The 14,909-nt window shown below is 39.4% G+C and carries 14 protein-coding genes; all 14 read right to left on the bottom strand.

Features of this window, described 5'->3' with window-relative positions; translation table 11 throughout:
- Positions 1-164: 164 nt before the first annotated feature.
- The 14 genes from AC4HAF_RS09240 to AC4HAF_RS09175 all read right to left on the bottom strand — a co-directional run bounded on the left by AC4HAF_RS09240 (position 165) and on the right by AC4HAF_RS09175 (position 14,720).
- Complete coding sequence (locus tag AC4HAF_RS09240; RefSeq protein ID WP_491097527.1) at positions 165-776, bottom strand: AAA family ATPase; 612 nt, start codon at positions 774-776, stop codon at positions 165-167.
- A gap of 4 nt (positions 777-780) precedes the next feature.
- The gene (locus AC4HAF_RS09235) at positions 781-1,644 is read right to left on the bottom strand and encodes a class II fructose-bisphosphate aldolase (protein WP_491097526.1); all 864 of its coding nucleotides are present in this window, start codon (positions 1,642-1,644) and stop codon (positions 781-783) included.
- A 23-nt stretch (positions 1,645-1,667) separates the two neighbouring features.
- Positions 1,668-2,075 (bottom strand): tetratricopeptide repeat protein, encoded by a 408-nt coding sequence (locus tag AC4HAF_RS09230; protein WP_491097525.1) that lies wholly within the window; start codon positions 2,073-2,075, stop codon positions 1,668-1,670.
- 15 nt (positions 2,076-2,090) lie between these two features.
- Entirely contained in the window at positions 2,091-3,380 is a 1,290-nt protein-coding gene (locus AC4HAF_RS09225) for a PTS sugar transporter subunit IIC (protein WP_491097524.1), read from the bottom strand.
- A gap of 15 nt (positions 3,381-3,395) precedes the next feature.
- Positions 3,396-3,704, bottom strand: a complete 309-nt coding sequence (locus AC4HAF_RS09220; protein WP_027975789.1) for a PTS sugar transporter subunit IIB — start codon at positions 3,702-3,704, stop codon at positions 3,396-3,398.
- Entirely contained in the window at positions 3,704-5,788 is a 2,085-nt protein-coding gene (locus tag AC4HAF_RS09215; RefSeq protein ID WP_491097523.1) for a BglG family transcription antiterminator, read from the bottom strand. The genes AC4HAF_RS09220 and AC4HAF_RS09215 overlap by 1 nt, the downstream gene beginning before the upstream one ends.
- Before the next feature lie 225 nt (positions 5,789-6,013).
- Complete coding sequence (locus AC4HAF_RS09210; protein WP_491097522.1) at positions 6,014-7,093, bottom strand: MmcQ/YjbR family DNA-binding protein; 1,080 nt, start codon at positions 7,091-7,093, stop codon at positions 6,014-6,016.
- Between the two features lie 36 nt (positions 7,094-7,129).
- The gene (locus AC4HAF_RS09205; protein WP_491097521.1) at positions 7,130-7,954 is read right to left on the bottom strand and encodes a Cof-type HAD-IIB family hydrolase; all 825 of its coding nucleotides are present in this window, start codon (positions 7,952-7,954) and stop codon (positions 7,130-7,132) included.
- Positions 7,955-7,963: 9 nt separating this feature from the next.
- On the bottom strand, positions 7,964-8,710 hold the full coding sequence (locus tag AC4HAF_RS09200) for a DeoR/GlpR family DNA-binding transcription regulator (protein WP_491097520.1): 747 nt from the start codon (positions 8,708-8,710) through the stop codon (positions 7,964-7,966).
- 253 nt (positions 8,711-8,963) lie between these two features.
- Positions 8,964-9,515, bottom strand: a complete 552-nt coding sequence (locus AC4HAF_RS09195) for a DUF6287 domain-containing protein (protein ID WP_491097519.1) — start codon at positions 9,513-9,515, stop codon at positions 8,964-8,966.
- A gap of 260 nt (positions 9,516-9,775) precedes the next feature.
- Positions 9,776-11,170 (bottom strand): PTS transporter subunit EIIC, encoded by a 1,395-nt coding sequence (locus tag AC4HAF_RS09190; RefSeq protein WP_491097518.1) that lies wholly within the window; start codon positions 11,168-11,170, stop codon positions 9,776-9,778.
- Positions 11,171-11,172: 2 nt separating this feature from the next.
- Positions 11,173-12,609 carry a glycoside hydrolase family 1 protein gene (locus AC4HAF_RS09185; protein ID WP_491097517.1) on the bottom strand — a complete coding sequence of 479 codons (1,437 nt, stop codon included), beginning with the start codon at positions 12,607-12,609 and terminating at the stop codon, positions 11,173-11,175.
- Between the two features lie 12 nt (positions 12,610-12,621).
- Positions 12,622-13,401, bottom strand: coding sequence for a MurR/RpiR family transcriptional regulator (locus AC4HAF_RS09180; RefSeq protein ID WP_491097516.1), 780 nt, complete (start codon positions 13,399-13,401; stop codon positions 12,622-12,624).
- A 230-nt stretch (positions 13,402-13,631) separates the two neighbouring features.
- On the bottom strand, positions 13,632-14,720 hold the full coding sequence (locus AC4HAF_RS09175; protein ID WP_491097515.1) for a hypothetical protein: 1,089 nt from the start codon (positions 14,718-14,720) through the stop codon (positions 13,632-13,634).
- Positions 14,721-14,909: the final 189 nt, after the last annotated feature.

The following is a 14,909-nucleotide window of genomic DNA, read 5'->3' as shown; positions in this document are numbered from 1 at the left end:
CTTGCAACTCCTGCCTTAAATTTTCGGATATTTTTATATCTGATAACAGCACAAAGCCGGAACAAATTTGTTCCGGCCTTGTGCTTAATCGTGCTGACCGCTGTCCAGAGCATTGTGGCCAACTGAAATGTCGGTTGTCAGTCCTTAAAAGTCATGTCAAAATCTTATTCTTGAGAAAGTGCGGCTAATTTGGCAATCAGGGGCTGATAATCAACTTTGGTAAAATCTGTGACGTCTATTTCATATAAAGTCCCCAGTGAAAAGTCATTGTATTTTCTGTCTTCAATAATCTTTTGGAAGCCTTCCTTGGTGATTAAATCATCTGCCAAGTGTCGGTCAGACAGCCTATCGCCATGATGAAAATGAGTCATGATAAAACTCAAATGTCTATCCTCCGCCAAATCCCGCGCCATGCGCCTTTGCCAAAGAACATCAAAATCTGCTGTCAAGCGGATAGTGATAACCCGATAACCGTATTTTTCGGATAAGTGGGTTAATTGATCCTTCTGTTTAAAAGAAAAAGGGTATTCGGTAGCTGCAAACTGTCTGCCCACGGCCATGTAAAGCTCCAAAGCTTGATAATAATACTGCCAAACCTGTTTTTCCAAAGCAGCTTTTTCCTGAGCATTGTCAAAGCCTTTGCTCTCCGCCAGGTCTTCTTTAAATTCATCAGGAGATACGGTGTAAAGACGAGGTAAGGCAGACCTCATGAGATTCAAAAGATAGCTTTTGCCCGTTGCCGGCGGACCGGCCAGTAAAATCAAATATTTGTTCATTGCTTTACTCCGCATGCAAAGCAGACTCCAGATTCATAAACAGTGTCATTTTATGTTTGACAATTTCCTTAACTTTTTGATTGGCTGGAATGACATTGTAACGCAGGGACTTATTAACAGCTGTTTGGCCGAAAGTTGTCTTTGCTTCCTGCGTCCAGTTAACCAGCAGTTCTGTTCCAACATTGAACTTGCGGATACCATTATTGATCAGCTGAGGATAGTCCTCTTCTTTGACCCCCGTGCCACCATGGATCACCAAAGGAGTCGGTACAGCCTGATGAATTTCCTTTAATAAAGGAATTTGAACATCTGTTTTGGATTTAAACTGGCCGTGATTGGTACCGATCGCAACTGCCAAAGCATCAACCTGTGTTTCCTTGACAAAGGTCACAGCATCTTCCGGCCGTGTATAAATTTTGTCATCTTCCGAGACAGAAATTCCTTCCTCTGTACCGCCGATAGTTCCCAGTTCGCCTTCAACAGCGACACCTCTGGCATGGGCGTATTCAGCAACCAGCTTAGTTTTTAAGATATTTTCTTTAAAGGGCAGATTGGAACCGTCAAACATGATGCTGGAGTAACCGGCCGAGATAGCATCTTTGATGGCATCAAAGTCTCTGGCATGGTCCAGATGCAGCGCCGCATCAATCATGTAGTGATCAGCCATTTCCTTGACTACTGCAACAATAACTGAGTAACCGATATATTTGGCTGTATCAACACTGGTCTGAATGATGATAGGAGCTCCCACTTCCTTGGCGGCACGCATCATATCCGGCAGCATTTCCAGATTGTGCATGTTAAAGGCACCGACGGTCATATTTAATTTTTCTGCGGTAGCTGTTAAGTCTTTTAACGTCTTATACATTTGTTCGCTTCTCCTTTATCTTCTCAGTCCTTGGACAGGGTTAATTTTTTGGCAATGTTTCGCATTTCGTCCATTTTAGCCATATAGTAGTCAATCGCTTCAGTGTCTTTATTGCGGGCGGCTTGAGCCCGTTTAGCATTGTAGAGGCTCATGAGCTTCTTATAGCCTTCTCCCATGGATAATTTGGCTTCCAGACTTTTCTCTAGATAAGCAATCGCCTCATCGCTGTCGTCCAGCTCGGCATACCATAAGCCTATCTTTTCATAGGAGAGAGCTTTTTCTTGATCTGACTGCTGCTGCGACAGCAGAGTTTCTTCTGCTTTTATTTTCTCTAAAAGTCTGGATTTCTCCGCTTCTGACAATTGAGGTTCTTCACGCTTGGCAGCAGTTTTTTTATCGTTAGCTGTTTTTTTCTTAAACCATTGAAACACACACTCACCCCCTTATCAAATACCTATTGCTTTAAATATCGGACTGAACAGCCAAGCGTAGAGCAGGGCAACCACAACGGTATCAACATCGGTTGCTGTAGCATTGACAAATCCCAGCTGGTTAAAGGCCGTTACCAAGAGAGCCGGCAGCAAGGTGATAAAGAAACCATGCGCAATACCGCCGATAATGGCTCCGCGGCGGCCGCCGACAGCATTGCCGAAGATACCGGCAGTACCTCCCGCAAAGAAGTTGGTCAGCATACCCGGCAAAATCATCGCTAAGCCTAGCATAGGCAGGATAAGCATAGCTACGATCGTACCAATGGTTGTCGTAATGAATCCAAGAATAACCGCATTTGGTGAATAGGGAAAGAGCACGGGACAATCCAGAGCCGGAATAGCATCCGGAACCAGTTTCATGGCGATACCGCGGAAAGCTGGAACAATTTCAGCTAAGAGCAAGCGTACACCGGCTAGAAGGATATAGACACCGACCACAAATTGAATAGCCTGCATAAAAGCAAACATGACATAGTTTTGCGTACCTGTATCAACAGCCTTAGGTCCGGCAAAGATGGCTGTGATGATAAATAAAGGTACCATGACAACCATTACAGACAGGTAAGTATCCTGCAGGAAGTCAAAGGCTTTGGGCAGTTCAATATCTTCGATCGATTTCTTTTTATCACCTTTTTCACCGAATATTTTAGCGACACCGGCTTCAAAAAGGTAGCCGATAGTACAAAAATGTCCCAGAGCAATATCATTTGACCCGGTAACTTTGCGGATAATGGGCTGAGCAATGGCCGGCATAGCGACCGCAAAAGCGCCGCCGACTATCCCGCCGACAACGATCAGCAGAAATCCTCTGAGCCCTGCAAAATAACCAAACACAGTTGTCATGGTCGCCATCCATAAAATCGCCTGACCTGTCAGAAAGATGTATTTCCATTTGGTAATGCGGGCGAAAATAATATTGAAAATAAAGATGGCTAAAAAGGTCAGAGCAATATCGCTGCCAAGACCCAAATCATTCATGGCCTGACCATTGATGGCTTCAATAGAAGGGACAATTCCTTGGGTATGAAAGCCGCTCTTAAAGATTTTTCCAAAATAAGTTAAACTTGTTACGATAACACTGGAACCCGCACTTAGGACCTGAAAGCCAAGCAGGGTTTTAAGCGTTCCGGAGATTACCTGACCAGCTGATTTTTTCTGCAGAATCAAGCCCAGCATCGCAATTAGGGCAATGGTAACAGCAGCCTGTGTCAGGATGTTGTTAATAATAAAATTGATAACGCTCATTGTCATCCTCCTTTTTTAAATCAGTTCGCGTTCCCTTAAAATCGGAATGAGTTTTTCTTCAATTTCCTGACTGGAAACAATATTTTTTAAATAGATAATGGCTGTTTTGGACGTGTCAATGTCAAAATTAGCAAACTGTTTCTGGAAATTCTGAGCGGTAATAATGACATCCGGCTGAACAGAAGCAGCGGTCGAAATATCCACATGATCCAGCTTCGCATCAATATGGTGCTTGGTCAGAACATCCTCAGCTGCCATTTGTGCTGCAAAACTGCTGCCTAAACCGGCACCGCAGACAAATAAAATAGTAATTGGTTTTCCCATCATGATTCCTCCTTTGAATGGAATAAAATAGTTTTAACAGACTGAACATCTCTTGCCTGACAGAGTTCTTCAACCTTATTGGTTGCCCGAATAAGATTAACGAGACTTTTCATGATATTTAAGTGTGAAAAAGCGTCAACCGCTGACAGGCAAAAGATGACCTGAACCTGCTTATCAGCTTCTTTCCCGAATGCGACAGGTTTTTCAAAAATAGCTAGGCTCAGCCCCAGCTGTTTCGCCCCGTCTTCCGGTCTGGCATGAGCCAAGGCCAAATGCGGACCGATAATGATGTAGGGACCGTATTTCTCGACACTTTCAATCATCGCCTCACTGTAATGCTCATTGACAATACCTTCCTTGTACAAAGGGGCAGAGACAAACTTAATAGCATCGCGCCAGCTGTAGTTTTTATCGGTAATTAAGATATGATCATCCTTTAAAATATCCTCAATCATTGGTTGGACCTCCCTCTTATTAATCCTCAGACAATTTTTTGTAAAAACAGCTTCAATTGCTGCATAGAAGTCTTTATCAACTTCAACCTTGCTGCTTTTTTCCAAAAGCTGCAGAATTTCCAGAAAAACTTTGGTGTAATCCTCTTTTTTCTGAGTCACTCTTCTGGCCTGCTGATTGGCCTTTAAAAAATGATTGATACGCATCTTGGTATCTTCCTGAATAATGGAATCAAGAACTAAGACCGGTTTATTTTGATAATCAATATTGACCGTTGAAAATACCAAATCCACATCCAGCTTATCAATAATGCCTGTCTCTCTGGAATTAAGAATGGCAAATACTTCGATATTGAAAAATTCTTTAAGATTTTCAGCTAAAAGTTTGCCCGTAGCCGTCCCGTGATTGCAAACCACAACTGCGCGGTACCAATATTTATTATCCTGATTGATCTCGCTTAGAGTTGTTGAAAAATAAATCGTTAAAAAAGCAATCTCATCATCAATAATTTTACAGCCCAGCATTTTTTCCAGCCGGCGGGTAAATTTGGCTACGGCTTTATAGATACTGCCGTAACTTTGCTTAATCCTTTCTGTCAGCGGATTGGTCAGCTGAATATTATTTTTAACCCTGGCGACCATGCTGACGATATGATGATAGAGCCCTTGCTGCAAAACACTGTCTTTCCTGTTGAAAGGAATCTTAGTTTCCTGCTCCACAAAGTTAATGAGCTGAATGGTTAATATCTGCAGCTGAATCCAATTAATAGGACTGTCATTCTTTTTGATGTTAAAGGACTGCAAAATCGAATGAATATACTGCATCTCTAAAGCTGACGGTTCTATTTGGAATTCCTGACAGACCGCTTGTAAATAATTGTCAATAGCAGCTGTTTTAACAGCAGCATCTTTGGGAAGATCTTCCTGACTGAGCTTGGCATTGCGCTTAACTCTTAAGAGCCAGATACAGGTAAAAAGAATGAAGTGCGTTCGATGAATGTCATCGTTGACCATTAAAATTGTGCGGTCAAAAATCTCATTGACTTTTAGGATAAGGTCCCCGGGAACATAACGGCTGATAATTCGGCTTTTATGAGAGCTGAAAGCCGTTCCCATTTTAGTAATTTCCGGACTGAGAAGGCTGTACAGCATGATGCGGATTGTAGCTTCCCTGCCCTCCAGCAGGAGCCCTGCCTTGGGATGGCTGATAATATCAATATGATAAAAAGCCAGCTCCTGCCTGATCTGCCGCATATCCTCATCAATAGTCGACTTAGAAACCCCATAAAATGTTTCCTTACGATGCAGAAAAACGTTATCGTCTCCCAAAGCCACATCCAAAATTAAATCTAAAATCCGCTCCTTTCTCTCCAGATAATCTGTCTTATCCTCGTTTGACAGCTCACTTTTAAGAATTTTGCCCTCCTCATCGCTCAAGGTCAAAAAGAAGCCTTGAGAGCGAATGCTTTGAATAACCGGTAAGTGAATTGATGCTAAGAAATCATTAATGGTCAAAATGTCATTTCTGATAGTTCTGGAACTGACCTTGAATTCTTTTTGCAGACTATCTGTGCGAACAGGCAATGCCGATACTAAAATACGGTTTAAAATACTGACAGAACGTTCTTTCATCAATTTCTTACTCCTTTCTTACTTATTAGTATAAAGTGAAAAACAGTTAATTGGTAGTAGATATTTTTGCCATTTCTTACGGAAAAAAACTAAGCTCCAGTCAGGCAGCAAACCTAAGATGATATTGCTGTTTTCTTCTGATAAAGCAAAAAATCCGACCCCCAATAAGGGATCAGACCTTTACATATTGCACAATATGTGAACAATTTACTCTAAAAGCAGCCATCAGGAATTACTGGCTTTTAAACTTGGCTTTATCTCACTTATCAAACTGGCAGTCATCCGCCTGGGCCCGCGGATATTGGTAACGCCGTGTTCTTTCAGCCGCTCAATGGGAAAGTCGCTGTCATCATATTTTTTAAGCAGCTCCAATTTCATGTACTTTCTGTCTGAATGGGGCTGTTTAATACCCGCTTCGAGCACCCGGCAGGCATAGCGAAGCGCGCGTGTCGGCGCTGTAATGTAAACAAAAAGGTAATCTCCTGTCTGGATACTGGCTTTTTGCGGCCAGATGTTGATTTTATGCGCCGCAAATTCAGCATCAATGTCATAATACTTGAGATTTGCCGGAATAATCCAAAAATCAGGGCCAGCCGGATTTTCCAGACTTTTCCCGCTGACCAAAGCTCTGCTCTTATCCACCAGAGAAAACAGCAGATCATCGGTCACAGTGCCGTCCAAAACAACCGAAATCCAAGATTTCTTATTCATGTGATAGGAAGGATAAATGCCCGGAAGATCAAGAAGACCTGTCAGATCATAAGGTTCGACCTTGAGATTGATAATCTCTACTTCCTGCTTGAGCTTCTCTTGTTCCCACACTTCTTTTCCCAGATCCAGCTTGCCGCGCTCAACCGTCATGATGAGCCCGTACCATTTACGGTTAAGAGGATAACGGTAAGAAGAAAAGGAGGGATATTTTTTAAAGGGGTGGTCATATTGATCCCCGTAAACCTGCTCCAGCCTTTGAGCCAGGCGGTTGGTCTGCTCCTCTATAAATGGCAGAGCTTCAAAGCAAGCATCTGCTAGTTTTCCTAAAATCTCAGCATAAGCTTCTCTGACCTGACCGACAAAGGTGCCTGTTTGGCGCTCTACCCGCAGAGCCAGGTAATCATCTCCAGTATCCCTATCAAGCACACGGCTGGACACCAATCCTTCAGCAGAAATCCTTATCAGCGCCTCAAAATCACCGTTCATGAAACTTTCTTTGTAGAGATAACCATCTCCTTCTTTTGAAAATCCATAAGGAAGAAGCTTGTCAAACAGCACACGTTTCTTCTTAAAAAAATCTGATTCAAGAGACATCCTGTTTTCCTTTCCAAGATACACATGCAAAACAAATTAATTCAGTACATAGTCCCTGATTGCCTTAGAAGCGCCGTTATCGTTGTTAGAGGCAGTTTCTTGGTCGGCCTCATCTTTGACAGCCTGCGGTGCATTGCCCATGGCCACTCCCAAACCGGCCAGTTTTAACATAGGCAGATCGTTGAAATTATCGCCAATCGTCATAGCAGCTGTCAGAGGCACATGATAGTAGCCGGCAATTTCCGTGAGAGCATTTTCTTTGGAGACTGATTTTGAGATGACTTCTAAGTAGTTAGCCTTAGACAGGTAAAAGGAAGCATCCGCAAATGACAAGTTTTTGAGATAAGCAAGCAATTCTTTAATGTCATCAGCCTCAGCAATTAAAAGAAGCTTGTGAACGGGTCTTTTGCTGTCTGCCAAAAGCTTATCCAGCTCTCCGACAAGTGGCGTTTCTTTGGTAATCTCAGATTCAATCTGAACCCATTTGTCCCTTTTTTCGACAATCCAGTCACCGCCCGAATACACATTAAGAGCAATGTGCGGAAATCGCCTGCGCACCACATCAACAACCCTTTTAACATCTTTTTTGTCCAGACTGTGTTCAATTAAGGTATCAAAATGTTCACGGCTGCCCTCAACAATAAGAGCCCCGTTGTAGCAGGCAAGAGGACTGCCGTGCAGCTGCAGCTTTTCAGCAAGGGGAAACATGCCGTAAGGCGATCTGGCAGAAGCCAGCACAAAAGGAATGTTCTTGGCCTTTAAAGCAGCCACCGTTTCCTTCAAATCAGAGTCAAGCTGGTGTTTATCATTTAAAATAGTTCCGTCAATATCACTTAAAATCAATCGAATCGCTTCTGCCATAGCAACCTCCTAAAAAATAACCTTCAAGTTCTGAGACAGCAGTTTTTGGACAGCTCTTGTCGGTTTTTTATCCGTAATAAAATAATCAAAATCGTTAATATCAGCCAGCACATAACTGGCCTCTTTGGCGAATTTATCCTCTTCAGCCAGCAGTATCTTAGTCTTGGCATTTTTCAAGACCAATTTCTTCAGATGAGTATCGGCCGCATCTTCAAAAGACACTTGCCCTTTCTTTAGGCCTGCAGCTGCAATGATGGCCGCATCAAAATGAATGTCCTTGAGCAGCTCTGCCTCATTTAAGGCATAATAAAAGCGGTTCTTAGGCTGAAACTGGCCGCCCAGAAGATGAAAATCAACCGTTTCATGCTGAGCCAGAACAATGGCATTATCCAAAGAATGCGAATAGATGGTCACGTCCTTATCAATCAGCTGCGCTAAGCGCAGCACAGATGTCGACACATCAAAAAAGTAGAGCTGCCCCGGTGCTATCAGCTGATAAGCCTTTTGAGCTATGGCATCTTTGTTTTCAGTCAGGCGATGCAGACGCTCTTCAAAGGAAAGAACGCTCTGCGATTTCTGCAGAGGCAAAATCCCGCCATGTGTCCGAATAACCCGCTTATCGGCTGCCAGAAAAGCAAAATCCCGCCGCACTGTATCGCGGGAAACATTCAGCAGCGCACGAGCTTCTTTAGCAGACAGCTCCCCTCTTTCCTCAACCAGCCTTAAAATTTCCTGCAGTCGTTTTTCCCGGTACATAACACCCCTCCTTTGCTTAAATCTATTATAACACATTTTAAGCAAAAATAAGTCTTTTTAAGTTTTTATAAGCTTTTATTTTTAAAAATAATACAGTAACCTCAAAAACCTATATCAAAGAGAACATAAAAGCACCCCAAACCTTAGATTTTTAGTCTAACGTTTGGAGTGCAGTTCAAAAGTCTCAGACATTTAAATGTTAAGGGGCCATATAAGCCGTAGACTACTTGACTGAAATAGCCTTAGACAGCTCTTATTGACGATAATAATAGTCCTCTGCAGGATAGTTGCCATCACTTTGCGTTATCAAAATACGAGGCCTGCTTGAATCTGATTGATCCCCTTGAGGATTTTTAAAACCAATCTTAAACAAAGCCAAAGCCGCACCCGTATTATTCCCTGCTCTTAAGCTGGCATAAGGAACACCGTTTCTGTTAGCAGAATCTTTAATTCCCTGCAAGGTCATCTTGCCGTTTACTGTACCGTCAGAAGTAATTTCTAAGGTGTCACCCCTGCCGTTTTTCCAAGTACCAACCAAAGATTGAAAGTTGCCGTTATTAATCTCATCAATGTTTAAATCTTTTTGGCTAGTAGCAGTGGAAGTTCCCTCATCAGACACTTCTGCTTCAGTAACTTCTTCGGACGAACTGCTTGAAGTGGATTGCTTTTCTGTCTTTTTTTCAGTCTGCTCAGATTTTGCTTGACTGGAAGCTTTCTGCGAAGTCTCTGTCTTATTACTGCGGCAAGCTGACAAAAGCAAAATGGACAACAAAGCCAAAAAGATGTTTACTAATTTCTTTTTCATAACAAGCTCCTCTCCTTTATAAAAATAGCATACCCTCCTACTTTCCTTTGAGTGACCTCCTTCCTAAAAATCAGAAATCGAGATAATAGAAGAAATCAAACTCTTCAATCACTTATTTTTATTTCAGACGACTTTAACTACCTCTATTATACTACAGTCTTAGCAAAATTAGTCAGAATTGCTTGTTGATTCTTTTATTTCCCTATTTCACCTTAATCATACCAAAAACCACGGCTGCTCACCGTGGTTTATTCTGAAGTTTAAACGTTATTAGCTTTCTTTCCGAGAAAATAGGTTGAAACAAAGCCACCAATAAGTGCTACTATCATAACACTAATTGACACCATTAAGTTGTACTTGGAACCGGAAGGATCAATATAAGCTGGCAGTGAAATAAAACCAGGAGTTGAAACTACATATTGTGTCATTCTGAGTAGGCCTGCTAAAAGACCGCCTATTCCTCCGCCAATAATCGCACCGACCAAAGGATACTTTTGCGGAAAAAGAACACCATATACCGCAGGTTCAGTAATACCACATAAAGCTGTAATTCCGGCCGACATAGATACAGATTTCTGATTGACATCTTTGGAAATAAACATTGCTGCAAGAGCTGCACCTCCGACAGCAACATTTGCAGGTGCCATACCTGTCATAATAAGAGGATCACTGCCTACTTGAGCCATTAATGCAAATAAAACTGGGTAAGTGGCATTATTCATACCAAAGAATACCATTAAAGGAGTTGTCATCCCAATCACCATTACCGCTGGAGCAGGAGCCGCCTTATATAGAGCATAGACACCGTCAGCTAACCAAGTTCCTAAAAGATTTCCAATGGGACCCAAGACAATTAATGTTACCGGAACTGTCAGTAAAATCGTAATTAAAGGTACGAATATTGTCTTCAAATAAACAGGCATGTGCCTTTCCAGAAATTTATAAACAACTGACATAAACAGCACACCAAGAATAATTGGAAATACTGTGGAATTGTAGCTTATCTGTGGGACTTTAATTCCGACAAAATTGAGCCCTTTTGCTCCATTAATTGTTGAGTAAAGAAGAATTGCTCCCAAAAAGGCTCCTAAAAAACCATTTGATTTTAAACGGTTAGCAGCTGAAAACCCAATAAATATTGGCAAGAAATAGAACGTCGCTTGGTTAATAGCATAAATGATTATATAGGTACCTGATTTATCACTTACACCAAAAAAGTTGGTCAGTACTGTCAAAACTGCACCTGTAAGCCCGCCAGCCACAAGCACTGGAATAACAGGCGAGAAAGTTCCCCCAATAAAAGACATAACAGTATTTAAATAGTTATGTTTTTCACCGGGTTTCTTTTCTAAGGCTATATCTTCCCTAGCTGTATCAGCATCTTCCACGTAACCCTTTTCTTTTATTCCGTCCATTTTTTGAATTTCAGCATATACGTTAGGGACATCTTGACCAATAACGATTTGATGTTCTCCATTTTGTACAACAACAGCGAGAACTCCTGATAATTTAGTAATTGCTGAATTATCAAACTTTGTTTCATCTTTTAGATTTAATCTCAGTCGTGTCATACAATGACTAACACCCGTAATATTTGATACACCACCACTTAATTTAACAATGTCTTCGGCTAATTTTTTATAATCTTTAGACATAGTTAGTTCCCCCAGTTCTGACCATTTGATTTAATAAGATTTGAATACCAATAATAGGATGCCTTTTTAATTCTGGCCAAATCTCTAAGATCATCATCAGTTCTATTAATAAATACCAAGCCATAACGCTTAGCCATACCATTACCTGTCGAAAGCAAATCTGTAAATGACCAAGGATTATAACCAAGGACTTCTACACCATCTTGAATTACCAGTCCAACTTGATAGATTTGGTCTCGTAAAAAGTTAATGCGATAGACGTCATTCACTTCACCATTTTCGTCCACATCCTCATGTGCACCATAACCGTTTTCAGTAATAATCATCGGCAATTGGTAGAGATTCCACATATCTCTCAAAACATAGCGCATTGCTACTGGATCAATTTCCCAATCCCAGTCTGTGTATTCAACATAGTCATTGTAAACAAGCTTATATTCTCCTGGTACAACCGGAAATTTTAATTGCCCCTTGATGCCATATTTATTAAGTTCATATGCCTGAGGCTGCTCATCTAATTTTGCTTCAGCTGCCGTGTTTGACCGATAACAATTAATTCCAAAGTAATCAATTCGAGCTTGATTAAAAATTTTTTGATCACCATCGTGAATATCAGGGTTAATGCCATGCTCTTTCCAATAATTCTTTATAAAATTACTGTATTTTCTATGTGCATAAAAGTCATTCCAAATTTTTTCAGTAAACTCTTCAGCATTAAGTCTTGCAATTTGGTCCATCGGATTCCCAGTATTTGAATAAATTGGTACCATCCCGGGAACAGGTCCGATTTTCCCATTTTCCACCATCTCATGGCAGGCAATAACAGCTTTGGCATGACAAAGATTCATGATATGATTAACTTTCCACTGATCCTCAAACCATGTTTCGGGGTATTTGCATGTTCCTAACCAATGACCATAAACAATTTGCATGTTTTGTTCATTGATAGACAGCCAGTACTTAACACGGTCACCAAATTCTTTGAAACATGTTCTGGCGTATTGTTCAAAAGCATCAATAATACCACGTCCATACCAGCCATCATATTCTTCATCAACCCATACCGGAAGGTCATAGTGATAAAGAGTTACAATTGGTTCAATCCCATTATTAACAAGTTCATTAATTAAATTATTATAAAAATTGATTCCTTTTTGATTAGGGATTCCTGATTTATCAGGAAAAATACGCGGCCAAGCAATGGAGAACCTGTACGATGTAAATCCTGCTTCTTTCATCAATGCAACATCTTCTTTATAGTGATGATAATGATCAGAAGCCACCGAATTGTCAGCAAATGGTTTTTTCTTTTGTGAATTTAAATCAATCTTTGATACTGCTCTGCCATCTTCATTGACAGCACCTTCAACTTGCCACGCAGCACTTGAAGCACCCCATAAAAAATTTTTAGGAAATATCGGTTTTTCTTTATAATGCATATTATTCCTTTCTTACAATAACTGGCTATATTCGCAAATAATTGAGTCTAAGACGTAAGTGATACCATAAGTGTAGTAAATAATGTCTTTATTATTTTGATTATCCATTGAAGTTAGATGATACACTCTATCAAATGTGACATTAAATAAAGGATTCCTGCTGTTTGTGAATAAAAAAGTAGTTGCTCCACTGGCAAATAAATCATCTTGCAGTGTTTCAGCTAAAGCACCTGATATAGAAAAGACTAGAATCAAACAATTTGAATCTAATTTCCTACTAAATTGACTGAGCTTATTTTGGCTTGCAACGATGGAAATTCTTTTCCCAAAAATGGCCATAGTTTGCTGAAACACTCGAATGCTATTTGCTATGGTGCTTGATGCAACTATTATCACTTCATCAGAATGGTGAATGCTATTCACAATCTGTGTTAATTCTCTATTTGAAAGTCTATCTTCCAACTCTGTAAAGATCAATTTAAGCTGCTCTCTCAATTTAAATAGAAAATTATCTTTACAGTAAAATGTTTTGTAACTTTCAAAACCTTCATCAAATTCCGAAAAATGTTTTTTCAATTCTTTGAAATTATCATAGCCCAAATGTTGACAAAAGCGTCTTACTGTTGCCCTTGATACATGGTTTTCTTCAGCAACATCAAAAATATTTAAATTCCCTATCTGTTGATAGTTGTCAATTAAATAGCGGGAAAGCTGATAATCCACACTTCCTACATCGCTGGAATTGTATAAATTCTGCAAATTATATAGTAAACTTAAACGTCTGTTTTCCATTATCTTCTCCTCGGCCTTGGATTAATTCTATTTTATATCTTTACAAACAAAAAAGGGGAACAATTATTGTTCCCTGAAATTTGCCTTGATCTTAAAATCAACATATATCTGACCGCTATCATTCTCTGCATAGAGTTTTTTATTGAAATCATCTGGCAGACGGATCAAGCATAAAATCATCCCATTATTTGGGAAAAGTACTAAAAATATTTAAAAACTTAGAAAACCAATTATAAAAGGTTGTACTCTTGTTTTGTTTTATCAATGCTGTTCATTAATGAAGGCTGTCTCAATTTTACTTCTTCAAGGTTACTGTTTTTTATATTTTCAGAAATTAAATAATGATACAGCTCATCCTTATAAGGTGAGGTCAGTTTGTAATTTGGAAATTGGATATTAATGCTGTCTTTAGAGAATCTAGCAAGTTCTTTATTTTCGTCTTCCATCAATCTTACGCTATATTTGATTTGACATGCGCCATCAACAAGAATGTTGAAACGTAACTGATTAACCCCCTTAGTTAATTTATAGTTTATTGTAAATATAAATTTACTTTGATTGTAAGGTTTTAAAAGCTCAATAATAGGAGTTAAAGTTCTATCAACCGGAGAACCTCCTCCTAATTGCCTAATAAATTTCTTTTCCGAGGAAAGATAGGGAATCTCAATATCACTTTCAATTTGATTAGTTGCTGTATTGAGCAATTCAATTTTGATAAATTGTCTATAATCTGATATATCATTAGAAAAATATTTTATTATGTCATGATCCGTCAATACCTGAGAAAATATTATTTCTATATCTCCTCCATTCAACCTTCCTTGTTTTAAATCTTTTTCAAATATACACCTGTCAAAATCTTTAACCTTATTTCTATAACTGATTTTTAATCTATAGTTTCTAACAGAACTTTTCTTATTTCCGTTATTAAAAATTACAAAGTCTACTTTCTGATCATCTATATCCAAGCCATTTTGCACTATTATATCCTCATATAAATAATTATCTACAACGATATTCTCAACTATTAAATCTTTAATTATTAAATCATCTTTTTCATTCTGAATTACCAGCTCATTCTCAATATAATTTCTATACACATCTGAGTTTTGAAAAGATGGTAGTAATTCTCCTTCAAACATTTTAGGAACATTTCGCACATCAATGCTTTTTATTATTACCTTTTGAAAATGAGGAAGAATAAATTTTTTAAAGACCCAAATAATAATAGTTATTATAATTGAAAATAGCCAAAATAAAATATTTGAAATAAGATTTGTAATTAGATCTTTCAGATTAATAAGCTCCACAAAATTCACTATGATACTCCGTCATTGTTTTATTTTATTATATCAAAAAACAAGCCCAACCATCTGGTTGGACTTCAGACTGAAGACAAACTTCTTTTTGGAGGTTTGTCTTTTTTTAAAATTCTCCAGAAAGTATGTCCTGAGGTGACAATAACTAAGGCATTTACTTGAATTTGACCAAAATAAAAAGGCCTTCCT

The organism is Streptococcus sp. ELY_90, from assembly GCF_058314475.1.
The sequence above is the reverse complement of the archived record's forward strand: the minus strand, read 5'-3'. Positions and strand labels throughout refer to the sequence as shown.